The following is a 21,242-nucleotide window of genomic DNA, read 5'->3' as shown; positions in this document are numbered from 1 at the left end:
CTACGCATGAAACCCTCTCCAAGCCTTTCTCTCGCCCCCCAAGCACTGAGCCGCCGCAGCTGGCTGATGGCCCTGGGCAGTCTGGGCATCGCGCCGGTGCTGACCGCCTGCGGCAGCGGCGACGACGGCAGCTCCAAGATCCGGGTGATCAACGCGACGCAGGGCCTGAGCGCACTGGACGCCTACCTGGACACCACCTCCATCGCCAGCAGCGTGGCCAGTGCCGCCGCCAGCAGCTACTACGGCGCCGACCCGGACACCTACACCCTGGGTCTGCGCAGCGCAGGCGGGGCGGTGAACAGCCTGGAGTCCTCGCTCACCCTGAGCAAGGACACCTCCACCTCGGTGGTGGTGACGGGCACGCAAAGCGCCCTCAGCACCACCATCTACACCGAAAACGAAAGCACCCCCAGCAGTGGCTACGCCAAGCTACGTCTCATCAACGGCCTGCAGACCGGCGACGGGGTGGACGTGTACATCACCACCACCAGCACCACCAGCCTGGACAACCAGTCGGCCGCCATCAGCAACGTGGCTGAAGGTGGCACCAGCTCGTTCAGCAAGGTGAGCAAGGGCACCTACAGCCTGTGGATCACCGGCAACGGCGACACCAGCGACCTGCGCGCCTATGTGGCCAGCATCACGCTGTCGGACCAGGGCATCGATACCTTTGTGCTGATCCCCACCAACAGCACCACGCTGGCCAGCGTGCTGCGCCTGCCGCAACAAGGCACCAGCACGACCTACGCCTGTACGCTGACCCGGGTGCGCTTTGTGAATGCGGGCTCGGCCACGGCATCGGCCCAGGCCACGCTGGATGGCACAGCGGTGTCCAGCGCCGCCATCGGCGCCTATGGGGTGTCGTCGTACTCGCAGGTGACGGCGGGTTCGCGTCTGGTGGGCTTCACCATCAGTGGCAGCTCGGTCAGCAGCCAGGTGACGCTGGTCGCGGGGGACGACATGACGGTGGCGCTGGCCCAGGACAGCAGCGGGGCCTACACGGTGGTGAGCTTTGTGGACAACAACTTCCCATCGACCTCCAGCACCAAGTCGAAAATCCGCCTGGTCAACCTGGCGGCCACCGCAGGCAGCGCGCAGCTGACCTACAACGGCGGCTCGCTGCTGGCCGACTACACGGCCGCCAACAGCGCCTCCAGCTACACCAGCTTCACGGCCGGCGAATACGATTTCGTGATCAGCGCCAGCGGCGGCAGCACCCAGACGGTGGCCAGCTACACCAGTGTGGCCGGCGTGGTCTACACCGCCTTTGCCTTCGGCACCAGCGCGGTCAGCAAGTTCACGATGCGTCAGGACAGCTGAAATCCAGGCGTTGCAAGGCCTGGGCCCACTGCGCCGCCATGGCCGGCGAGTTCAGGCAGCTGCAGCGGGCACCGGCACTCCAGACGGCCCGCTCCATCAGCTGGATGTCGGCCTCGTGCTGGCGGGCCACGTGCGGGTCTTCAAAAAAGATCACCTTCTGGCAAGCGCCATCGAGCACCAGCTCGGCAATCTGGGCATCGCCGCCCAAGGGCCCACTCTGGTAGCGGGTGACCCAGGGCTGGCCCGCAGGCCAGCCGCGCGACCAGGCCAGCTCATTGAGCAGCCCGCCGGTGGTGCCGGTGGCCACGCGCGATTCGAAGCGCGACAGCAGATCAAAGTGCTGGCCGGCAAAATCGACCATCTGCGCCTTGCGTGCATCGTGGGCGATCAGGGCCAGGGTCTGGTCTGCCGGGTCCAGCTCGGCCACGGCGGCGGCCCCCAGGCGCTCGGGCGCCAACCCGGCCACCAGCGCCTCGACCAACACCCATTCCAGGGCGCCCGCCAAGGTCGGCACAAAGGGCTTGCCATGGGTCACGCACTGGCGTTTCAGGGCCTGGGCTTCGGGAAAGGTGGACGAGGGGTCGACCGGGTCCATCAGAAAGATCACGCCGTCCAGGGCCTCACCCGGGGTCAGCCCCCCGGCGATGCGCGAGACCACCCGCATCAGCCCGCCTTCGCGCCCATTGGGCAGGCGGTGCAGGCCCGCGTAATCGACCAGCAGTTCTTCGTTGAGCAAGGCGTCGAAAGCCGCCCCCACCGTGACCAGTTGCAGGCCCAATTGCCGCACCAGGTCTTCGCTGCTGCGCGCCCATTGGGCCAGCGCGCTGTCACTGCCCAGGCGGTGCAGGCGGTGCGCGATGAGGCCGAAGCGGCGCTGCCCTGCGGCCGTCTGCTGCCAGGACTGCAGCGGGGCCGGCATGGGCCGGGCCTGGATCGAGGACGATTCGGACATGGGGCACCTCCGGGTTCAGGGCGCGCGGTGCAGGCGCGGCGCCGATTGCAATGCGATCTGTTCCACCAGCACCTCGGCCACATTGGGCAGGCGTGGAGCGCCGGGGGCCAGCAAGGCGGCCTGCAGGCGCTTGAGGTCGGCCACGGTGGGGGCGACCTTGATCTGGCCGATGGCGGCCTGGGCGTTGCCACTCTTGAGCAAGGCCATCACCTTGAGGGTCCATTCGTTGTTGTTCTTGGCCATGGGTTCCTTTCGCATCGATCGAGTTCTTTCCTGCGGCCCGGCTCTGGACACTCAGGATTGCTTTAGCATTCGGCAGCACTGTAACGCGCACACGCCCCATGGCCACACAAACCATCACCATCGACGGCTACAAGCTGTTCCCCAACCCGCGCAATGTGCATCGGGTGGTCTTTGAGCACCAGCTTTTCGTGCCCTACCCCTATGCGCTGATCGATCTGCCCAGCTTCGACCTGACGGGCAAGTACAGCCTGTTTGCGGCCTGCAGGCTCGAGGACATGAAGATGGGGCAGATGGTGACCTTTGAATTGCCGGCCGATCAGGAGCGCTTTGAACGCCGCTTCGTGCCCGACTGAGGCGCCCGCCCCCTGCCTCACCCAGCCCCACCCACGCCATGACCGAAGACGACAACCAGATCATCGTCCCGCCCTCGTTCCTCGCCTTGTTCAGCGATGCCCGCCAGCGCCTGCGCGAACCGGCGGCCGTGGTGCGCCAGCGCTACGAGCTGTGCGAAGACCTGGCCTGCCAGCTGGTGGGCCATGCCCAGACCCTGTACCACGCCGAGGCGCCCTCGGAATCGGGCATTCTGCGCAGCATCCATGCCGGCCTGAGCAACCCGGAGTCCGGCTTTGCGGGCCCCGAGGCCACCTGGGTGGTGCTGCGCCTGGCCGAGCTGCTGGAATGGGCCAGCCCGACGCTAGAGCCCACGCCCACGGCAGACACCCCGCCCGCCTGATCAGCCGCCGGTGACCGGCGGAAAGAACGCCACCTCGGCGCCGGCCACCAGCGCGGCCGACTCGTCGCGCAGGTCCTGGTTCAGGGCCAGGCGCACCGGGCGCTGGCGCGCCAGCACCTCGGCGTAGGCGCCACCCCGGGCGATCAACTCATCGCGCAGCTCGCCCAGGGTGGTGGCACGGGTGCGCACCGTCTCATCACCCCGGCCCAGGGCCTCGCGGATGGAGGCGAAATAGCGCACGCGCAGTTCGAATTCAGCGCTCATGACAACAGCTCGGTGAAAGACACAAAGGCCACCTGGTCGCCCGGGGCGATGGTGGTGCCTGCGGGGTTGTCGACCAGGCCATCGCCCCAGACGGCCGAGGTCAGCACGCCCGAGCCCTGGTGGGGGAACAGGTCCAGCCCGCCCTGCGGGTTGCGCCACACCCGCAGAAACTCGCGGCGCTTGTCCGCCTTGCCCCAGGTGAAATGGGCCGGCAGGCCCACCGACTTGGGGCGCACGTCCTGCACGCCCTGCAGGCGCAGCAGAAACGGGCGCACCAGCATCAGGAAGGTGACGTAGCTGGACACAGGGTTGCCCGGCAGCCCCACAAAGTGGCTTTGCGCAACGCGCCCATAGGCAAAGGGCTTGCCGGGCTTGATGGCCAGTTGCCACAGGTGCAGTTCACCCAACGACTGCACCGCCGGCTTGACGTGGTCTTCCTCGCCCACACTGACCCCACCGCTGGTGAGGATGAGGTCATGCCCCTGGGCCGCCTCGGCCAGGGTCTGGCGGGTGCGCTCCAGGTTGTCGGGCACGATCCCGAAGTCGGTGACCTCGCAGCCCATGCGCAGCAAGAGCGCACGCAAAAAGAAGCGGTTGGAGTTGTAGATGGCGCCGGCCGGCAATTGCTCGGGCGGCACTTCGCCGGGCATGACCAGTTCGTCGCCCGTCGAGAACAGCGCCACGCGGGGGCGCCGTGCCACCTGCAGGTGGGCCCGCCCGACGCTGGCGGCCAGGCCCAGGCTGGCCGGGCTCAGGCGCTGCCCGCCGGCGAGCACCACGCTGCCCAATTGCACATCTTCGCCGGAACGGCGGATGGCCATGCCGGCGCGCACGGCCTTGACGAAGCGGACCTGGGGCGCCCCTGGCGCATCCGCCAGGGCTTCGCAGTCTTCCTGCATCACCACGGTGTCGGCACCGGGCGGCACTGGCGCCCCGGTGAAGATGCGCGCGGCCGTGCCGGGCTGCAAGGGAACGGGCACCTCACCGGCGGCGATGCGCTGCGACACCGGCAGCACGGTGCCTGCCGCCGCGGCATCGGCGGCACGCAGGGCGTAGCCATCCATGGCACTGTTGTCGTGCGGGGGCACCTGCAGAGGAGAGATCACCGATTCGGTCAGCACGCGGCCATCGGCCTCGAAGGTGGAGACCTGCTCATCTGGCCAGGCTGCACCGTTCAAGGGCCGCGCATGGCCGAGCAGCTCGGCCAGCACGTCATCAAGCGGGCGCAGCGCTTTGGCGGGCTGCGGGGCGGTGGTGGGTGCGTTCATGTTCGGTTCTCGAAGGAGTATTCAAAGCGCTCGCCATTGTCGACCAGCCAGGCCGCCACGGCCTCGGGCTGGTTCAGGTCGAGCACGGGGCGCCCGGTGGGTTCGGGCAATTCGGCCAAGGGCACGTTGGTGGCGATGGCCACGATGAAGTCGTCTTCAGGGTAGCGTGCGGGGTGGCCCGCGAAATCGCCCTCGGGCGCACGCCAGACCTCGACCTTGAGCAGATCGCTCTCCTTGAAGCCCTCCACCAGCACCCAGTCCACGCCCTCGTACAACTCGGCCAGCATCTGGTGCACCGAGAGCCGGTAAGGCTGCTCGTACTCGCGCATCAGGGCCAGGCGGTGCTCGCTGGCCACCACCACCTCGAAGGCGCCGGCCTGGCGGTGCCGCCAGCTGTCCTTGCCCGGGTGGTCGATATCGAAACGGTGGTGCGCATGCTTGACCACCGACACACGCAGCCCGCGCTGGCGCAGAGCCGGGATCACGCGCTCCAGCAGCGTGGTCTTGCCCGAGCCCGAATAGCCCGCAAAGCCGACAACTTTCATGCAAGTCTCCTCGGTCTGCACACTTGGCCGAATGCCGGGGGCCAGACCTGTTGGGGGGTTGTCAGATGGCAAAAAGCCAGCGCAGGACGCTGGCTTTTTGCTTCAGCGCCAAAGCGCGGTGATCGCCGTCGTCGCGGTTCGGGTGATCAGTCGCAATGGCGTTCGATGTAAGCCTTGACCACCGCCACGTCGGCCGGGATCACCTGGACCTTCTTGGGCAGTTGTTCGATGCCTTCAAAGCGGGCCGGGCGCTCGGGCTCGTGGCCCAGGGCTTCGGCGATGGTGGCGGCAAACTTGATCGGCAGGGCCGTCTCGAGCACGATCATCGGCACCGACGGGTCGCCGCGCTGCTCCAGGGCCACTTTCACCCCATCGGCGGTGTGGGTGTCGATGGTCACGCCATGGCGCTGGAAGTTGTCGCGGATGGTGGCCAGGCGATCGGCATGGGTGCTGCGGCCGCTGACAAAACCATAACGGCTGGCCGCCTGGGCGAACAGCGGGTCGGCGCTGAGGTCGAAACGGCCCTGGCTGGACAGCTGGGCACCGAACAGATCCTGGGTGCGCGCCGCATCGCGGCCCAGCAGGTCGAACACGAAGCGCTCGAAATTGCTGGCCTTGGAGATGTCCATCGAGGGGCTGGAGGTCTCGTGCGTGTCGGCGCTGCCGCGCACGCGGTAGACGCCGGTGCGGAAGAACTCGTCGAGCACGTCGTTCTCGTTGGTGGCCACCACCAGGCGATCGATCGGCAGGCCCATCATGCGGGCCACATGGCCGGCGCAGACATTGCCGAAGTTGCCCGAGGGCACGGTGAAGCTGACCTTCTGCTGGTTCGACTGCGTGGCCTGCACGTAGCCGGCGAAGTAGTACACCACCTGGGCCAGCAGACGCGCCCAGTTGATCGAGTTGACCGTGCCGATCTTGTACTTGCGCTTGAAGGCCAGGTCGTTGGAGACGGCCTTGACGATGTCCTGGCAGTCGTCAAACACGCCTTCGACCGCCAGGTTGTGGATGTTCTCGTCCTGCAGGCTGAACATCTGGGCCTGCTGGAAGGGGCTCATGCGGCCGTTCGGGCTGGTCATGAAGACGCGCACGCCCTTCTTGCCGCGCATGGCGTACTCGGCCGCGCTGCCGGTGTCACCCGAGGTGGCGCCCAGGATGTTGAGCTCTTCACCGCGGCGGGCCAGTTCGTACTCGAACAGGTTGCCCAGCAGCTGCATGGCCATGTCCTTGAAGGCCAGTGTGGGGCCGTTGGACAGGGCTTCGAGCCACAGGCCGTCTTCGAGGTGGCGCAGGGGCACGATCTCGCCCGTGCCGAACACCTCGGCGGTGTAGGTCTTGTGGCACAGGGCGCGCAGGTCGGCCGCCGGGATGTCGTCGATGTACAGCGACAGGATCTCGAAGGCCAGCTCGGCATAGCCCTGCTCGTGGTAGACCTGACGCCAGCGCGTCAGTGTGGCGTCATCCACCTGGGGGTAATGCTCGGGCAGGTAGAGCCCGCCATCGGGCGCCAGGCCCTCCAGCAGGATTTCACAAAAGCGCTTGCGGTCGGCGTGACCTCGTGTGCTCAGGTACTTCACGTTTAGTTCCTGTTCCAACAATTCAAGGGCAACCCGCCGGTGGTGACCGGTCAGACTGCCATTTTGACGCGATCGCCACCCGAATCAATGGGTGGCCGAGCGCGACAGGCGGCTGAGCCCTCAGGCCAGCTCTTCCTTGCGGATGCGGGTGATGGGGGCCAGCACCGTGGGCAGGCCCTGCATTTCGGCCATGGCGGCGTTCATGATGCCTTCGCGGGTGTCGTGGGTGAGGATGATCAGGTCGGTCTGGGTGGAGCCCTCGCCTCCCACTTCGTCGGCCTCGCGCTGCAGCACCGCATCGATGCTGATGCCGGCGGTGGCCAGGATGCCGGTGACACGGGCCAGCACGCCAGCCTCGTCGGACACGCGCAGGCGCAGGTAGTAGCTGGTGATGACCTCGCTCATGGGCAGCACCGGCACGTCGCTCATGGCGTCAGGCTGGAAGGCCAGGTGAGGCACGCGCTGGGCGGCATCGGCCGTGTGCAGGCGGGTGATGTCGACCAGGTCGGCAATCACGGCACTGGCGGTGGGCTCGGAGCCCGCGCCCTTGCCGTAGTACAGCGTGGTGCCCACGGCATCGCCCTGCACCATCACGGCGTTCATGGCGCCTTCGACATTGGCAATCAGGCGCTTGGCCGGCACCAGGCTGGGGTGCACGCGCAGCTCGATGCCGTTGGCAGCGCGCTTGGTGATGCCCAGCAGCTTGATGCGGTAGCCGAGTTGCTCGGCGTAGCGGATGTCGGCCGCCGAGAGGCGGGTGATGCCTTCGACATAGGCCTTGTCGAACTGCACCGGAATGCCGAAAGCGATGGCGCTCATCAGGGTGGCCTTGTGGGCCGCATCCACGCCTTCGATGTCGAAGGTGGGGTCGGCTTCGGCGTAGCCCAGGCGCTGGGCCTCCTTGAGCACCACTTCAAAGTCCAGGCCCTTGTCACGCATTTCGGACAGGATGAAGTTGGTGGTGCCGTTGATGATGCCGGCGATCCACTGGATGGCGTTGGCGGTCAGGCCTTCGCGCAGCGCCTTGATGATGGGGATGCCCCCGGCCACGGCGGCCTCGAAGGCCACCATCACGCCCTTGGCCGAAGCGGCGGCGAAGATCTCGGTGCCATGCACGGCCAGCAGCGCCTTGTTGGCGGTGACCACGTGCTTGCCGGCGGCAATGGCTTCGAGCACCAGGGCCTTGGCGATGCCGTAGCCTCCGATCAGCTCGATCACGATGTCGATCTCGGGGTTGGCGATGACGGCGCGGGCGTCATTGACGACCTGCACCTGATCACCCACCACAGCGCGGGCGCGCTCGACGTCCAGATCGGCCACCATGGTGATCTCGATGCCACGGCCCGCACGGCGGCGGATTTCTTCCTGGTTGCGTTGCAGCACGTGGAAGGTGCCACTGCCAACGGTGCCAATGCCCAGCAGGCCAACTTTGATCGGGTTCATAGCGAGACGGTTTGAAGTTTGAAACAGATAGGGAAAGGCTCAGACCACAACGCTGCTGCGCTTGCGGTACTGCTCCAGGAAGCGGGCGATGCGGCCGATGGCCTCGCGCAGATCGTCCTCATGGGGCAGGAACACGATGCGGAAGTGGTCGGTGTCAGGCCAGTTGAAGCCGGTGCCCTGCACCAGCATCACACGGGTCTCTTCCAGCAGTTCGAGGAAGAACTGCTGGTCATCCTTGATCGGGTAGACCGCCGGGTCCAGGCGCGGGAACATGTACAGCGCCGCCGTGGGCTTGACGCAGCTGACGCCCGGGATGGCGGTGATCAGCTCATAGGCCAGGTCGCGCTGGCGGCGCAGGCGGCCCCCTTCGCAGACCAGGTCATTGATGCTCTGGTAGCCGCCGAGGGCGGTCTGGATGGCCCACTGGCCGGGCACGTTGGAGCACAGGCGCATGTTCGAGAGCATGTTCAGGCCCTCGATGTAGTCCTTGGCGGGCTTCTTGTCGCCCGACACCACCATCCAGCCGGCCCGGTAGCCGCAGCTGCGGTAGCTCTTGGACAGCGAGTTGAAGGTGAGGGTCAGCACGTCTTCGCTGAGCGAGCCGATGGCGGTGTGCTTGACGTCGTCGTACAGCACCTTGTCATACACCTCGTCGGCGAAGATCACCAGGCCGTGCTCGCGGGCGATCGCGACGATGGCCTTGAGCAGATCGTCGGAGTACAGGGCGCCAGTCGGGTTGTTGGGGTTGATCACCACGATGCCCTTGGTGCGGGAGGTGATCTTGCTGCGGATGTCGTCCAGGTCGGGCATCCAGCCATTGGCCTCGTCGCAGCGGTAGTGCACCGGGGTGCCGCCCGACAGGCTGGCCGCCGCCGTCCACAGCGGGTAATCGGGCGAGGGCAGCAGAACTTCGTCGCCGTTGTCGAGCAGGGCGTTGGTGGCCATCACGATGAGCTCGCTGGCGCCGTTGCCCAGATAGATGTCGTCAAGGGTGACGCCCTTGATGCCTTGCTGCTGGGTGTAGTGCATCACCGCCTTGCGGGCGGCAAAAATGCCCTTGCTGTCCGAATAGCCTGCCGAATTGGGCAGGTTGCGGATCATGTCCTGCTGGATTTCCTCGGGGGAGTCAAAACCGAATACCGCCAGATTGCCAATATTGAGCTTGATGATCTTCTGGCCTTCGTCTTCCATCTGACGCGCTCGGTCCATGATGGGACCGCGGATGTCATAGCAGACGTTGGCAAGCTTGGCAGATTTCTGGACAGTTTTCATGGTGACGGGAAAGCCCCCTCCTGGGTAAGTCGTCAGAAGCGAAACCTATAATTTGACCACAGTTCTGCATCGCAGCCTGCAGCGCGCACCATTGGCGCGCCTCTTCGCCCCAACCCAGTGCCCCATGAAGCTGCAACCCGACCAATTCGACGTTCAATCCATCACTGCCTACGGCGAGGGCTGGGTGGCCATCAATGGCGAGAAACACGCCGGCAGCCTGATCATCAGCTCGCAGGGGCAGCGCCTGAGTTGGCCCGTGAGCCGCTTCGAAGACCTGAGCGAAGCCCACTTCGAGCAGTTGGCCGACATTGATTGCGAACTGATTGTGTTTGGCAGCGGCCAACGCAACCGCTTCCCGCCAGCGGCCTGGCTGAAGGCCCTGATGGCCCGCCGCATCGGGCTGGAAACCATGGACACCCAGGCGGCCTGCCGCACCTACAACATCCTGGCGCAGGAGGGTCGCAAGGTGGCTGCAGCACTGCTGATCGAGGGCAGCGAGCCCGCGCAACCCTGAGCCGACCGATTTAGAGGTAAAATCTCGGGTTGCGGATGGAGTGGGCGATCAAAAGAGAGGTGCAATGCCTCCGGACCCAACCATCTTAGGTCACACCTGTCACACGAGATTGAAGTTCTATGGCGATCGTTGTCAACAAGTCCATCCCTGAATTCGAAGCGAACGCCACGGGTGGGATCAAGGTGTCGAACTCTTCCCACCTGGGCCAGATTCTGGTGCTGTACTTCTACCCGAAGGACAACACCCCGGGCTGCACCACCGAGGCGATGCAGTTCCGCGACAAATACAAGGATTTTGTGAAGGCCGGCGCCACCGTGTTCGGCGTGTCGCGCGACAACATGAAGTCGCACGACGAGTTCAAGCTCAAGCTGGAACTGCCCTTCGAGCTGATCGCCGACACCGAAGAAAAAATGTGCCACATGTTCGGCGTGGTCAAGAACAAGATCATGTACGGCAAGAAGGTCAAGGGCATCGAACGCAGCACCTTCCTGATTGGCGAAGACGGCATTCTCAAAGAAGAATGGCGCGGCCTCAAGGTGCCGGGCCACGTGGACGAAGTGCTGAAGTCGGTCAAGGAACTCAAGGCCCTGAAAAAGGCTGCCTGAGAACCCTCAGTCCCATCCTGGGAGGGCCTGCCGAGTCATGCATAATGGCTCGCATATGTTGCTGGTTTCGCACCGCCACCCTCCTCCGCAAAAGCCGCTCAGGTCTCCTGGCGGCTTTTTTGCTTCCCGGACCGATCAGCGCGTTCGCATTCCCACTTTCTGTGCTTTTTCTGGAGTCTGACCTTCCATGCCCCTGCCGCCCGCCCCATCGAAGAAAGCCACCATCCTGCCCACCAGCGCTTACGCGAGCACCGGCGAAGGCAACTCGCGCAAGGCCGGTTCACGCAGCCGCGCCGCCGACTCAGCCCACCCCGAGGCCAAACGCGAGGCACCCGAGGCGCTGCTGGCCATCCCCGCAGCCCCCGCCGCCCCAGCGCCAGCCGCCAAGACCTCGAGCCGGCGCAAGACGGCTTCCACCCAGGTATCAGCCCTGCTGAGCCCACCAGCCACGGCGCCCGCTGCCGCCAAATCGGCCCCTGCCGCCCCGACAGCAGCGCCCGCCGCCACCGCCGAGGCGCCGGCAGCCGCACCACGCAGCCGCAAGGCGCGACACACCGGCCCGACCAAGTTGTTCGTGCTGGACACCAATGTGCTGATGCACGACCCGATGTGCCTGTTCCGCTTTGAGGAGCACGACATCTTCCTGCCGATGATCGTGCTGGAAGAGCTCGACAGCCACAAAAAGGGCATGACCGAGGTGGCCCGCAACGCGCGCCAGACCAGCCGCTCGCTAGATGCCCTGGCCGCCGCCCAAGGCGCCGACATCACCGCCGGCCTGAAGCTCGACACCACCGGCCACCGCGAGGCCGGTGGCAAGCTGTTCTTCCAGACCCGCCCGCTCAACTACACCTTGCCCACCAGCCTGCCGCAAGGCAAGGCCGACAACCAGATCCTGGGTGTGGTCGAGGCGCTGCGCCACCTGCACAGCCCGCAAGGCCAGGAAGGCCAGCCCACGCGCGAGGTGGTGCTGGTGTCCAAAGACATCAACATGCGCGTGAAAGCACGCGCCCTGGGCCTCACCGCCGAGGACTACCAGAACGACAAGACCCTGGAGGACGGCGACCTGCTGTACTCCGGCGCCCTGGCACTGCCCGCCGACTTCTGGGCCAAGAACGGCAAGTCGGTCGAGAGCTGGCAAAGCGGCTCACACACTTATTACCGCATTTCGGGCCCCATCGTGCCCAATCTGCTGATCAACCAGTTCGTGTTCTTCGAAGCCCCGGGCGAGCCCAGCCTGTATGCGCGCGTGACCGAGATCCGCGGCAAGACCGCCGTGCTGCAGACCCTGAAGGACTTTGCTCACGCGAAGAACGCGGTCTGGGGCGTGACCACGCGCAACCGCGAACAGAACTTCGCGATGAACCTGCTGACCGATCCCGAAATCGACTTCGTGACCCTGGCCGGCACCGCCGGCACCGGCAAGACCCTGATGGCCCTGGCCGCGGGCCTGACCCAGGTGCTGGACGACCGCCGCTACACCGAGATCATCATGACCCGCGCCACCGTGAGCGTTGGCGAGGACATCGGCTTTCTGCCCGGCACCGAGGAAGAGAAGATGGGACCCTGGATGGGCGCCCTCGACGACAACCTTGAGTTCCTGGCCAAGGGCGATGGCGGCAATGCCGGCGAATGGGGGCGCGCCGCCACCAATGAGCTGATTCGCAGCCGCATCAAGATCAAGAGCATGAACTTCATGCGCGGGCGCACCTTCCTCAACAAGTACGTGATCATCGACGAAGCCCAGAACCTGACGCCCAAGCAGATGAAGACCCTGATCACCCGGGCCGGCCCGGGCACCAAGATCATCTGCATGGGCAACCTGGCCCAGATCGACACGCCTTATCTGACCGAGGGCTCGTCCGGCCTCACCTTTGCGGTGGACAAGTTCAAGGGCTGGCCGCACAGCGGGCACATCACCCTGGCGCGTGGCGAGCGCTCGCGCCTGGCCGACTTTGCCAGCGAAGTGCTTTGACACGCCACTGAACAAGACGGCAGCCAAGCTGCCGCCCCCATGCAAAACGCCCGGTCATCGCCGGGCGTTTTGCCTTTCAGGGGATCGCTGGCAGCAGATCAGAAATCGTCCGATGAGCCGCGGGCCAGGCTTTCGAAGCGGGTCTGCGACTTGTGGAAATACAGCTTCACGGTCCCTGTCGGGCCGTTACGCTGCTTGCCGATGATGACCTCGGCCATGTTCTGGTCCTTGCTTTCCTTGTTGTAGTAGTCGTCGCGGTAGATGAACATGATGATGTCCGCATCCTGCTCGATGGCGCCGGATTCGCGCAAGTCACTCATCATGGGGCGCTTGTCGGTGCGCTGCTCCACGCTTCGGTTCAGCTGCGAAAGCGCGATCACCGGGCATTGCAGCTCCTTGGCCAGCATCTTCAGGCCCCGGGAGATTTCGCCCAGTTCGGTGGCCCGGTTGTCGGCACTGGCCGCAGACCCGGATCCGCTCATGAGTTGCAGGTAGTCGACCACGATCAGGCCCATCTTGCCGCACTGGCGCGCCAGCCGGCGCGAGTTGGCCCGCAGTTCGCTGGGCGACAGGCCGGGCGTTTCGTCGATGTGCAGCGACACGGTGCGCAGGCGCTCGATGGCCTCGGTCAGACGCGGCCACTCATCATCGGTCAGCTTGCCGGTGCGCAGGTTGCCCTGGTTGATACGACCGATGGAACCCACGATACGCACGGCCAACTGTGCGGCGCCCATTTCCATGGAGAACACCGCCACCGGCAGGCCTTCATTCAACGCCACGTGTTCGGCGATGTTGATGGCGAAAGCCGTCTTGCCCATCGAGGGACGTGCCGCCAGCACCACCAGGTCACCGGCCTGCAGGCCCGAGGTCATGCGGTCGAGGTCATAGAAACCCGTGGGCACACCGGTGATGTCATTGGTGTTGTCGGCCATCTCCTGGACGCGGTCCAGCAGGTCGACCACCAACGAATCCATGGACTGGAAGCCCTGCTTGTTGCGCGAGCCTTCTTCCGAGATCTTGAAGATCTTCTGCTCGGCCTCATCCAGGATCTTGTCGACAGCCCGCCCCTGCGGATTGAATGCCACGGTGGCGATCTCATCGCTGGCGGTGACCAGCTTGCGCAGGATGGAGCGCTCACGAACGATCTCGCCGTAGCGCCGGATGTTGCTGGCACTTGGCACGTACTGGGCCAGCGAGTTGAGGTAACCCAGGCCGCCCACTTCTTCGGCCTTGCCCAGGTTCTGCAGGCTTTCATAGACTGTGATCACGTCGGCGGGCTTGCCGGAGTTGATCAGGGAACTGAGCACGCCGAACACGACGCGGTGCTCGTAGCGGTAGAAGTCACCCTCACTGACCACGTCGGCCACGCGATCCCAGGCGCTGTTGTCCAGCAACAAGCCCCCGAGCACGCTGGACTCGGCCTCGATCGAGTGCGGCGGCACGCGCAGCTTGGCCACCTCACGGTCCACCGTGCGCTCGATCGCGTGCTGAGCCGGCGCCGGCGCTGGCTCCAGCGGCGGCGGCATCTCGATCCCGGCAGGAAGATGGAAGTCAGGCTCGAAATCAGAATCGACGGGCGGAAAAATGGCAGACATGGGTTTCCTTGGCAGCCTCAAATCGTAAGCGTTTCAACGCCTTCCGTCAGCCCCAAGGCTGGGGATAAGCTGTGCATGGCAGGGGGAAATCAAGGGGATAAACGCACATCGAGCATGGCGGCACCCCCAAAAGAAAAGCCGCCCGAAGGCGGCTTGACAGAAGCTATGGCTTCGGTGATCAGGCGGTTTCGCCGTACACGGAAACATTCACTTCAACGACCACATCAGTGTGCAGAGCGACGCTGATGGTGCTGTCGCCAACCACCTTCAGGGGGCCGTTGGGCAGGCGGATCTGAGCCTTGACCACTTGGTAGCCTTGCTTGATCAGCTCTTCAGCGATGTCGTGGTTGGTGACGGAACCGAACAGACGGCCGTCAACGCCAGCCTTCTGGGTGACCTTGACGGTCGTACCAGCCAGCTTTTCGCCTTGGGCTTGAGCTTCGGCCAGCTTGGCGGCAGCAGCCTTTTCCAGCTCAGCGCGCTTGGCTTCGAATTCAGCCTTGGCAGCTTCGGTGGCACGGCGGGCGCGGCCCGACGGGATCAGGAAGTTGCGGGCGTAGCCGTCCTTGACCTTGACGATTTCGCCGAGGTTACCCAGGTTCACAACCTTTTCGAGCAGGATGATTTGCATGGTTGTTCTCCTTAGATCTTGTGCTGGTCGCTGTAAGGCACCAGAGCCAGGAAGCGAGCACGCTTGATGGCGGTGTTCAGCTGACGCTGGTAGATGGCGCGCGTGCCGGTCAGGCGAGCGGGGATGATCTTGCCGTTTTCAGCGATGAAGTCACGCAGGGTGTCGACATCCTTGTAGTCGATTTCTTCGACGCCAGCGACGGTGAAGCGGCAGAAGCGCTTGCGCTTGAACAGCAGGGACTGGGTGTTGCGCTTCGGGCGCTTGTCTTTGTTGAACTTCTTGAACGTGGCCATGTTGGCCTCCTGAAATTTAATCTTGCTGGAATTCCTGGATGTGAAAAACGACGGTCTTGACGTTGCGCGGTGTGGCCAGAAATCCGGAGAATTTCCAGACCGAACCGAGCGCTTGCTTGGCAAGCCGCTCGGCATTGCTGCCGAGTGCAACAGCCCTGATGGCCACCTGCACCTTGCGCTTCTGCCCAGCTTCTTCGACCTCCGACTCGGATTCGAGCCGCAGATCGATGGCAGGCAGACCGGCAGGTGTGAATCGCATCGGCTTGGCCTCAACGATCACGGCGGTCAGAGCGACGTGGTTCACTTCCCCTTTGAATCAGTCAAACGAACTGGACGCAGGCCTTAGTTGTTGGCAGCGGCGAATTCAGCTTGCTGGGCCTTGCGGGCCTCTTCACGCTCGACGGTCTTCATCATCGAAGACGGGCCGGTGTCAGCCTTCTTCTTGACGACAGTCAGGTGACGCAGCACGGCATCGTTGAACTTGAACGCGTGTTCCAGTTCAGCCATCACAGCCTGGTCGGCTTCGATGTTGACGCACAGGTAGTGGGCCTTGGCCAGCTTGTTGATCAGGTACGCCAGTTGACGACGGCCCCAGTCTTCCACGCGGTGGATCTTGCCGCCGCCGGCGGTGATCATGCCCTTGTAGCGCTCCAGCATGGCCGGAACCTGTTCGCTCTGATCCGGGTGAATCAGCAAAACGATTTCATAATGACGCATTGAGTACTCCTTCTGGGTGAAGCCGTCCGCTGCGTCTGTAGCAGTACGGCAAGGCAAAGCCCACGATTGTAGCGCCACTGATTCCAAAAATACAAGCGCCCATCGCTTTTTTAACGATAGCGAATCCAGTGGACAATCCACGCCTTGAAAAGTTCAAGCGCGGCCCCATCTGCCGCGACATCCTCTTTTCGTCAACTTATCGACCCGAATCCGAATGTCTGAAAACCAAGAACACCAGAATCAGGCCATGCCAGGCGGCCCGATGAGCCCTGAAGAGCAAGAAGCCGCGCAGGCGGCCAACGACGTCGAGGCCCTGGCCCAGGCGCAAGCCGAGCTGGCAGCCCTCAAGGCCAAGAGCGCGGATCTGGCCGACCAGTTCCTGCGTGCCAAGGCCGAGGCCGAGAACGCCCGCCGCCGCGCCGAGGAAGAAATTGCCAAGGCCCGCAAGTTCGGTATCGAGAGCTTTGCCGAAAGCCTGCTGCCCGTGTGCGACAGCCTGGAAGCCGGCCTGGCGATCAAGGACGCCAAGCCCGAGCAGATCCGCGAAGGCGCCGAAGCCACCCTGCGCCAGTTGACTGCCGCCCTCGAACGCAACAAGGTGCTGGCCATTGCGCCGGCTGCCGGCGCCAAGTTCGACCCGCACCAGCACCAGGCCATCAGCATGGTGCCCGCCGACCAAGAGGCCAACACCGTGGTGAGCGTGCTGCAAAAGGGCTACCTGATCGCCGAGCGCGTGCTGCGCCCGGCCCTGGTGACCGTGGCTGCACCCAAATAAATTTTCGGGTCTGGAAGCCGCCAGGGGCTTGAAACCCCGACAGTTATCCACAACTCATCAACAAGACGAACCAAACAATGCGCGCCGGCAAATCGCCTGGCACGCAGTCGAAATACAGGAGTAAATCATGGGAAAAATCATCGGTATTGACTTGGGCACCACCAACAGCTGCGTGTCCATCATGGAAGGCAACACCACCAAGGTGATCGAGAACTCGGAAGGCGCGCGCACCACGCCGTCGATCGTGGCTTACCAGGAAGACGGCGAAGTGCTGGTCGGCGCCTCGGCCAAGCGCCAGGCCGTGACCAACCCCAAGAACACGCTCTACGCGATCAAGCGTCTGATCGGCCGCAAGTTCACCGAAAAGGAAGTGCAGAAGGACATCAACCTGATGCCCTACTCCATCGTGGCCGCCGACAACGGCGACGCCTGGGTGGAAGTGCGCGGCAAGCGCCTGTCGGCCCAGCAGGTGTCGGCCGACATCCTGCGCAAGATGAAGAAGACCGCCGAAGACTACCTCGGCGAAGAAGTGACCGAAGCCGTGATCACGGTGCCCGCCTACTTCAACGACGCCCAGCGCCAGGCCACCAAGGACGCCGGCCGCATCGCCGGCCTGGAAGTGAAGCGCATCATCAACGAGCCCACAGCCGCTGCACTGGCCTTCGGCCTGGACAAGACCGACAAGGGCGACCGCAAGATTGCCGTGTATGACCTGGGTGGCGGCACGTTCGACGTGTCCATCATCGAAATCGCCGACGTCGATGGCGAGAAGCAGTTCGAAGTGCTGTCCACCAACGGCGACACCTTCCTGGGTGGCGAAGACTTCGACCAGCGCATCATCGACTACATCATCACCGAGTTCAAGAAAGAACAAGGCGTTGACCTGTCCAAGGACGTGCTGGCCCTGCAACGCCTGAAGGAAGCCGCTGAAAAGGCCAAGATCGAGCTGTCGTCCTCGGCCGCCACCGACCTGAACCTGCCCTACATCACCGCTGACGCGTCGGGCCCCAAGCACCTGAACATCAAGCTGACCCGCGCCAAGCTGGAACAGCTGGTGGAAGAGCTGATCGAGCGCACCATCGCCCCCTGCCGCACCGCCATCAAGGATGCCGGCGTGACCGTGGGTGAGATCCACGACGTGATCCTGGTCGGCGGCATGACCCGCATGCCCAAGGTGCAGGAAAAGGTGAAGGAATTCTTCGGCAAGGATCCGCGCAAGGACGTGAACCCTGACGAAGCCGTGGCCGTGGGTGCCGCCATTCAGGGCCAGGTGCTGTCGGGCGACCGCAAGGACGTGCTGCTGCTGGACGTGACCCCGCTGTCCCTGGGCATTGAAACCCTGGGCGGTGTCATGACCAAGATGATCAGCAAGAACACCACCATCCCGACCAAATTCGCCCAGACCTTCTCCACCGCCGACGACAACCAGCCGGCCGTTACCATCAAGGTGTTCCAGGGCGAACGCGAAATGGCCTCGGGCAACAAGCTGCTCGGCGAGTTCAACCTCGAAGGCATCCCGCCCGCACCGCGCGGCCTGCCCCAGATCGAAGTGTCCTTTGACATCGACGCCAACGGCATCCTGCACGTGGGCGCCAAGGACAAGGGCACCGGCAAGGAAAACAAGATCACCATCAAGGCCAACTCGGGTCTGTCCGAGGAGGAAATCCAGAAGATGGTGAAAGACGCCGAGCTGAACGCCGCCGAAGACAAGAAGAAGCTCGAAATCGTGCAGGCCCGCAACCAGGGCGAAGCCACCGTGCACAGCGTGAAGAAGAGCCTGACCGACTACGGCGACAAGCTCGAAGCCGGCGAGAAGGAAAAGATCGAAGCCGCCATCAAGGACCTCGAAGAAGTCCTGAAGGGCGAGGACAAGGCCGCCATCGAGGAAAAGAGCAACGCGCTCATGACCGCCAGCCAGAAGCTGGGTGAGAAGATGTACGCCGACATGCAGGCCGAACAGGCTGCCCAGCAAGCCGCCGCCGGTGGCGCTGCGGGTGCCGCTGGCGCCGCTGGCACGGAATCTGCCTCCAAGCCCGCCGACGACAATGTGGTGGACGCTGAAGTCAAGGAAGTGAAGAAGGGCTGATCCCCGGCTACGGCCACTTCGCCCGCCGCGCCGGACCCAGGCCTGGGACCTGCGCGGCGTTTGTGTTGAATACGGCTCGGAAAACCAATGGCTAAACGAGACTTTTACGAAGTCCTGGGCGTCGCCAAGACCGCCTCGGATGAAGAGATCAAGAAGGCTTATCGCAAGTTGGCGATGAAGCATCACCCTGACCGCAATCAGGGCGATGCGGCCAAGGCTGCCGAAGAAAAATTCAAGGAAGCCAAGGAAGCCTACGAAATGCTCAGCGACCCGCAGAAGCGGGCCGCCTATGACCAGCACGGCCATGCCGGCGTGGATCCGAACATGCGCGGCCCGGGTGGCGCCGAAGGCTTTGGCGGCTTTGCCGAAGCCTTTGGTGACATCTTCGGCGACATGTTCGGCCAGCAGCGTGGCGGACGTGCGGGTGGGCGTCAGGTCTACCGCGGCAGCGACCTCAGCTACGCCATGGAGGTCACCCTCGAAGAGGCCGCCCGAGGCAAGGATGCGCAGATCCGCATCCCGAGCTGGGACACCTGCGACACCTGTCACGGCTCCGGCGCCAAGCCCGGCACCAGCGCCAAGACCTGCGGCACCTGCAACGGCCAGGGCAGCGTGCAGATGCGCCAGGGCTTCTTCAGCGTGCAACAGACCTGCCCCACCTGCCGCGGCAGTGGCAAGGTGATCCCCGAGCCCTGCACCGCCTGCCATGGCCAGGGCAAGATCAAGAAGCAGAAGACGCTGGAAGTGAAGATCCCCGCCGGCATCGACGACGGCATGCGCATCCGCAGCGTCGGCAATGGCGAGCCCGGCACCAATGGTGGCCCTCCGGGCGATCTGTACATCGAAATCCGGCTCAAGAAGCACGACATCTTCGAGCGCGACGGAGACGATCTGCACTGCTCCGTGCCGGTCAGCTTCATCACGGCCGCCCTGGGCGGCGAGATCGAAGTGCCCACGCTGCAAGGCAAGGCCGCCATCGACATTCCCGAAGGCACCCAGGCCGGCAAGCAGTTCCGGCTGCGTGGCAAGGGCATCAAGGGGGTGCGCTCCAGCTACCCGGGCGACCTGTACTGCCACATCGCGGTCGAGACCCCGGTCAAGCTCACCGAGTACCAGCGCAAGCTGCTGCGCGAACTGGAAGAATCGCTGAAGAAGGGGGGCGGCAAGCACTCCCCCAGCGGCGACAGCTGGACCGATCGACTGAAGAACTTCTTCAGCTGATCTCGGCGCTCAGTGCCGCAAGTCAGAGCCCAAGACCAAGCCCGCTATCCAGCGGGCTTTTTTGTGCCTGACGCCCAGACCATGGCGCGCCACCTGCGCCGCCAGCTCCCACCCCCAGCGACGGAAGACATCGCCGATGGAGATGTCGAAGGCCTAAAATCCCATGGAAAATACGCATCACATCTCAATCCGAGATGAAACACCCCATGAAAAGCTCCGAGCGCAACTTTGCCCGCCGAATCGACCTGACCTCGCTGCAGCTGTTCGTGGCCGTCTGTGAGCTGGGCAGCATCGGCAAGGCCGCCGAGCGCGAGTTCATCGCCGCTTCGGCCGTCAGCAAGCGCCTGAGCGACCTGGAGGCCACGGTCGACACCCAACTGCTGTACCGGCACAGCCGCGGCGTGCGCCTGACCCCGGCCGGCGAGAGCCTGCTGCACCACGCCCGCACCGTGCTGTATGGCCTGGAGAAGATGCAGGGCGAATTGAGCGAATACGCCGATGGGGTGCGCGGGCATGTGCGCATCCACGCCAATATTTCGGCCATCGTGCAGTTTCTGCCCGAGGACCTGGGCGCCTTCACCCGGCAGCACGAGCAGATCAAGATCGACCTCGAAGAACACCTGAGCCCGGACGTCATGCAGGCCGTGACCGAAGGGGCCGCCGACCTGGGCATCTGCCACGTGCGCGATCAGGCCGGCACCGGCGCCCCGCTGCAGACCCTGCCCTACCGGGAGGACCGCCTGGTGCTGGTGGTGCCGCAGCATCACCCGCTGGCCCAGCAGGACAGCGCCCACTTCGCCGACGTGCTTGACCACGACATCGTGGGCCTGCACGCCAACAGCAGCATCAGCCTGGCCATGCAGCAGGCCGCAGCCCGCGCCGGGCGCGCACTCAAGTTGCGCATCCAGGTCACCGGGCTGGATGCCATGTACCGCATGATCGATAACGGCCTGGGCGTGGGGGTGCTGCCCGACCGGGCCTTTGCCCTGATGCAAGGCGTCGGCCAGTTGCAGGCCGTGGCACTGAAAGACGAGTGGGCCCACCGCGAACTGCGCATCGTGGCGCGCGACTTCCAGGCCCTGCCCATGACCGCGCGCCTGCTGGCCGACCACCTGCGTGCCAGCAGCCCGCCACCGCTTCCCCATGCGGCCGGCATGGCAGGCACCGCCCTGTCTGCCGAGCCCCTGCCCGCCTAAAATCACCTTCCTCACGAAAG

The 21,242-nt window shown here is 64.5% G+C and carries 23 protein-coding genes; 10 read left to right on the top strand and 13 right to left on the bottom strand.

Annotated elements, in window-relative coordinates; genetic code table 11:
- Window positions 1-6: 6 nt before the first annotated feature.
- Complete coding sequence (locus L880_RS0111350) at window positions 7-1,320, top strand: DUF4397 domain-containing protein (RefSeq protein WP_084461249.1); 1,314 nt, start codon at window positions 7-9, stop codon at window positions 1,318-1,320.
- On the opposite strand, the gene L880_RS0111345 is transcribed toward L880_RS0111350, so the two are convergent.
- Together L880_RS0111345 and L880_RS0111340 are read right to left on the bottom strand one after the other, a co-directional pair.
- The gene (locus tag L880_RS0111345; RefSeq protein ID WP_051443265.1) at window positions 1,298-2,239 is read right to left on the bottom strand and encodes a hypothetical protein; all 942 of its coding nucleotides are present in this window, start codon (window positions 2,237-2,239) and stop codon (window positions 1,298-1,300) included. The genes L880_RS0111350 and L880_RS0111345 overlap by 23 nt on opposite strands.
- A 48-nt stretch (window positions 2,240-2,287) precedes the next feature.
- Window positions 2,288-2,530 carry a hypothetical protein gene (locus L880_RS0111340; protein ID WP_245573638.1) on the bottom strand — a complete coding sequence of 81 codons (243 nt, stop codon included), beginning with the start codon at window positions 2,528-2,530 and terminating at the stop codon, window positions 2,288-2,290.
- A gap of 83 nt (window positions 2,531-2,613) precedes the next feature.
- On the opposite strand from L880_RS0111340, the gene L880_RS0111335 reads away from it, so the two are divergent.
- A complete protein-coding gene (locus L880_RS0111335) occupies window positions 2,614-2,868 on the top strand; it encodes a hypothetical protein (protein WP_027475773.1) in 255 nt (84 codons plus the stop codon).
- Window positions 2,869-2,906: 38 nt separating this feature from the next.
- Entirely contained in the window at window positions 2,907-3,248 is a 342-nt protein-coding gene (locus L880_RS0111330; protein WP_027475772.1) for a hypothetical protein, read from the top strand.
- Here L880_RS0111330 and moaD read toward each other — a convergent pair whose 3' ends face one another.
- From moaD to L880_RS0111300, 6 genes are all read right to left on the bottom strand, one after another.
- A complete protein-coding gene (moaD, locus tag L880_RS0111325; protein WP_027475771.1) occupies window positions 3,249-3,512 on the bottom strand; it encodes a molybdopterin converting factor subunit 1 in 264 nt (87 codons plus the stop codon).
- Window positions 3,509-4,780 (bottom strand): molybdopterin molybdotransferase MoeA, encoded by a 1,272-nt coding sequence (locus L880_RS0111320; RefSeq protein ID WP_027475770.1) that lies wholly within the window; start codon window positions 4,778-4,780, stop codon window positions 3,509-3,511. The genes moaD and L880_RS0111320 overlap by 4 nt, the downstream gene beginning before the upstream one ends.
- Complete coding sequence (gene mobB, locus L880_RS0111315; protein WP_019574978.1) at window positions 4,777-5,325, bottom strand: molybdopterin-guanine dinucleotide biosynthesis protein B; 549 nt, start codon at window positions 5,323-5,325, stop codon at window positions 4,777-4,779. The genes L880_RS0111320 and mobB overlap by 4 nt, the downstream gene beginning before the upstream one ends.
- Window positions 5,326-5,471: 146 nt before the next feature.
- Window positions 5,472-6,902 (bottom strand): threonine synthase, encoded by a 1,431-nt coding sequence (gene thrC / locus L880_RS0111310; protein ID WP_027475769.1) that lies wholly within the window; start codon window positions 6,900-6,902, stop codon window positions 5,472-5,474.
- A gap of 120 nt (window positions 6,903-7,022) precedes the next feature.
- Window positions 7,023-8,345: a homoserine dehydrogenase gene (locus L880_RS0111305; protein ID WP_027475768.1), complete on the bottom strand. Its 1,323-nt coding sequence runs from the start codon at window positions 8,343-8,345 to the stop codon at window positions 7,023-7,025.
- A gap of 39 nt (window positions 8,346-8,384) precedes the next feature.
- Window positions 8,385-9,617, bottom strand: a complete 1,233-nt coding sequence (locus L880_RS0111300; protein WP_027475767.1) for a pyridoxal phosphate-dependent aminotransferase — start codon at window positions 9,615-9,617, stop codon at window positions 8,385-8,387.
- Window positions 9,618-9,741: 124 nt separating this feature from the next.
- Here L880_RS0111300 and L880_RS0111295 point away from each other — a divergent pair, with 124 nt between their 5' ends.
- The 3 genes from L880_RS0111295 to L880_RS0111285 all read left to right on the top strand — a co-directional run bounded on the left by L880_RS0111295 (window position 9,742) and on the right by L880_RS0111285 (window position 12,708).
- Window positions 9,742-10,131, top strand: coding sequence for an Mth938-like domain-containing protein (locus L880_RS0111295; RefSeq protein ID WP_027475766.1), 390 nt, complete (start codon window positions 9,742-9,744; stop codon window positions 10,129-10,131).
- A 119-nt stretch (window positions 10,132-10,250) separates the two neighbouring features.
- Entirely contained in the window at window positions 10,251-10,736 is a 486-nt protein-coding gene (locus L880_RS0111290) for a peroxiredoxin (RefSeq protein WP_027475765.1), read from the top strand.
- A gap of 187 nt (window positions 10,737-10,923) precedes the next feature.
- Entirely contained in the window at window positions 10,924-12,708 is a 1,785-nt protein-coding gene (locus L880_RS0111285) for a PhoH family protein (RefSeq protein WP_027475764.1), read from the top strand.
- A 98-nt stretch (window positions 12,709-12,806) separates the two neighbouring features.
- Here L880_RS0111285 and dnaB read toward each other — a convergent pair whose 3' ends face one another.
- From dnaB to rpsF, 5 genes are all read right to left on the bottom strand, one after another.
- Window positions 12,807-14,303, bottom strand: a complete 1,497-nt coding sequence (gene dnaB, locus L880_RS0111280) for a replicative DNA helicase (RefSeq protein WP_027475763.1) — start codon at window positions 14,301-14,303, stop codon at window positions 12,807-12,809.
- Between the two features lie 178 nt (window positions 14,304-14,481).
- Window positions 14,482-14,934 carry a 50S ribosomal protein L9 gene (gene rplI / locus L880_RS0111275; protein ID WP_019574987.1) on the bottom strand — a complete coding sequence of 151 codons (453 nt, stop codon included), beginning with the start codon at window positions 14,932-14,934 and terminating at the stop codon, window positions 14,482-14,484.
- Window positions 14,935-14,945: 11 nt separating this feature from the next.
- Complete coding sequence (rpsR, locus tag L880_RS0111270) at window positions 14,946-15,227, bottom strand: 30S ribosomal protein S18 (RefSeq protein WP_011794373.1); 282 nt, start codon at window positions 15,225-15,227, stop codon at window positions 14,946-14,948.
- Between the two features lie 16 nt (window positions 15,228-15,243).
- The gene (gene priB / locus L880_RS0111265) at window positions 15,244-15,531 is read right to left on the bottom strand and encodes a primosomal replication protein N (protein ID WP_019574988.1); all 288 of its coding nucleotides are present in this window, start codon (window positions 15,529-15,531) and stop codon (window positions 15,244-15,246) included.
- 38 nt (window positions 15,532-15,569) lie between these two features.
- The gene (rpsF, locus tag L880_RS0111260; protein WP_019574989.1) at window positions 15,570-15,944 is read right to left on the bottom strand and encodes a 30S ribosomal protein S6; all 375 of its coding nucleotides are present in this window, start codon (window positions 15,942-15,944) and stop codon (window positions 15,570-15,572) included.
- Window positions 15,945-16,158: 214 nt separating this feature from the next.
- Between rpsF and grpE the strand changes: the two genes are divergently transcribed.
- The 4 genes from grpE to L880_RS32245 all read left to right on the top strand — a co-directional run bounded on the left by grpE (window position 16,159) and on the right by L880_RS32245 (window position 21,222).
- Window positions 16,159-16,719 (top strand): nucleotide exchange factor GrpE, encoded by a 561-nt coding sequence (gene grpE / locus L880_RS0111255; protein WP_019574990.1) that lies wholly within the window; start codon window positions 16,159-16,161, stop codon window positions 16,717-16,719.
- 127 nt (window positions 16,720-16,846) lie between these two features.
- On the top strand, window positions 16,847-18,805 hold the full coding sequence (dnaK, locus tag L880_RS0111250) for a molecular chaperone DnaK (protein ID WP_027475762.1): 1,959 nt from the start codon (window positions 16,847-16,849) through the stop codon (window positions 18,803-18,805).
- An 87-nt stretch (window positions 18,806-18,892) separates the two neighbouring features.
- A complete protein-coding gene (gene dnaJ / locus L880_RS0111245; RefSeq protein WP_027475761.1) occupies window positions 18,893-20,026 on the top strand; it encodes a molecular chaperone DnaJ in 1,134 nt (377 codons plus the stop codon).
- Window positions 20,027-20,232: 206 nt separating this feature from the next.
- The gene (locus L880_RS32245) at window positions 20,233-21,222 is read left to right on the top strand and encodes a LysR family transcriptional regulator (RefSeq protein WP_043329249.1); all 990 of its coding nucleotides are present in this window, start codon (window positions 20,233-20,235) and stop codon (window positions 21,220-21,222) included.
- Window positions 21,223-21,242 lie beyond the last annotated feature (20 nt).

This window comes from Curvibacter gracilis ATCC BAA-807, assembly GCF_000518645.1.
Classification (GTDB): domain Bacteria; phylum Pseudomonadota; class Gammaproteobacteria; order Burkholderiales; family Burkholderiaceae_C; genus Curvibacter; species Curvibacter gracilis.
The sequence above is the reverse complement of the archived record's forward strand: the minus strand, read 5'-3'. Positions and strand labels throughout refer to the sequence as shown.

Excerpts from the sequence above, each read along its gene's own strand:
- L880_RS0111350 (WP_084461249.1), top strand. The coding sequence starts at position 7 with ATGAAACCCTCTCCAAGCCTTTCTCTCGCCCCCCAAGCACTGAGCCGC.
- L880_RS0111345 (WP_051443265.1), bottom strand. The coding sequence starts at position 2,239 with ATGCCGGCCCCGCTGCAGTCCTGGCAGCAGACGGCCGCAGGGCAGCGC.
- L880_RS0111340 (WP_245573638.1), bottom strand. The coding sequence starts at position 2,530 with ATGCGAAAGGAACCCATGGCCAAGAACAACAACGAATGGACCCTCAAG.
- L880_RS0111335 (WP_027475773.1), top strand. The coding sequence starts at position 2,614 with ATGGCCACACAAACCATCACCATCGACGGCTACAAGCTGTTCCCCAAC.
- L880_RS0111330 (WP_027475772.1), top strand. The coding sequence starts at position 2,907 with ATGACCGAAGACGACAACCAGATCATCGTCCCGCCCTCGTTCCTCGCC.
- moaD (WP_027475771.1), bottom strand. The coding sequence starts at position 3,512 with ATGAGCGCTGAATTCGAACTGCGCGTGCGCTATTTCGCCTCCATCCGC.
- L880_RS0111320 (WP_027475770.1), bottom strand. The coding sequence starts at position 4,780 with ATGAACGCACCCACCACCGCCCCGCAGCCCGCCAAAGCGCTGCGCCCG.
- mobB (WP_019574978.1), bottom strand. The coding sequence starts at position 5,325 with ATGAAAGTTGTCGGCTTTGCGGGCTATTCGGGCTCGGGCAAGACCACG.
- L880_RS0111305 (WP_027475768.1), bottom strand. The coding sequence starts at position 8,345 with ATGAACCCGATCAAAGTTGGCCTGCTGGGCATTGGCACCGTTGGCAGT.
- L880_RS0111300 (WP_027475767.1), bottom strand. The coding sequence starts at position 9,617 with ATGAAAACTGTCCAGAAATCTGCCAAGCTTGCCAACGTCTGCTATGAC.
- L880_RS0111295 (WP_027475766.1), top strand. The coding sequence starts at position 9,742 with ATGAAGCTGCAACCCGACCAATTCGACGTTCAATCCATCACTGCCTAC.
- L880_RS0111290 (WP_027475765.1), top strand. The coding sequence starts at position 10,251 with ATGGCGATCGTTGTCAACAAGTCCATCCCTGAATTCGAAGCGAACGCC.
- L880_RS0111285 (WP_027475764.1), top strand. The coding sequence starts at position 10,924 with ATGCCCCTGCCGCCCGCCCCATCGAAGAAAGCCACCATCCTGCCCACC.
- dnaB (WP_027475763.1), bottom strand. The coding sequence starts at position 14,303 with ATGTCTGCCATTTTTCCGCCCGTCGATTCTGATTTCGAGCCTGACTTC.
- rplI (WP_019574987.1), bottom strand. The coding sequence starts at position 14,934 with ATGCAAATCATCCTGCTCGAAAAGGTTGTGAACCTGGGTAACCTCGGC.
- rpsR (WP_011794373.1), bottom strand. The coding sequence starts at position 15,227 with ATGGCCACGTTCAAGAAGTTCAACAAAGACAAGCGCCCGAAGCGCAAC.
- rpsF (WP_019574989.1), bottom strand. The coding sequence starts at position 15,944 with ATGCGTCATTATGAAATCGTTTTGCTGATTCACCCGGATCAGAGCGAA.
- grpE (WP_019574990.1), top strand. The coding sequence starts at position 16,159 with ATGTCTGAAAACCAAGAACACCAGAATCAGGCCATGCCAGGCGGCCCG.
- dnaK (WP_027475762.1), top strand. The coding sequence starts at position 16,847 with ATGGGAAAAATCATCGGTATTGACTTGGGCACCACCAACAGCTGCGTG.
- dnaJ (WP_027475761.1), top strand. The coding sequence starts at position 18,893 with ATGGCTAAACGAGACTTTTACGAAGTCCTGGGCGTCGCCAAGACCGCC.
- L880_RS32245 (WP_043329249.1), top strand. The coding sequence starts at position 20,233 with ATGAAAAGCTCCGAGCGCAACTTTGCCCGCCGAATCGACCTGACCTCG.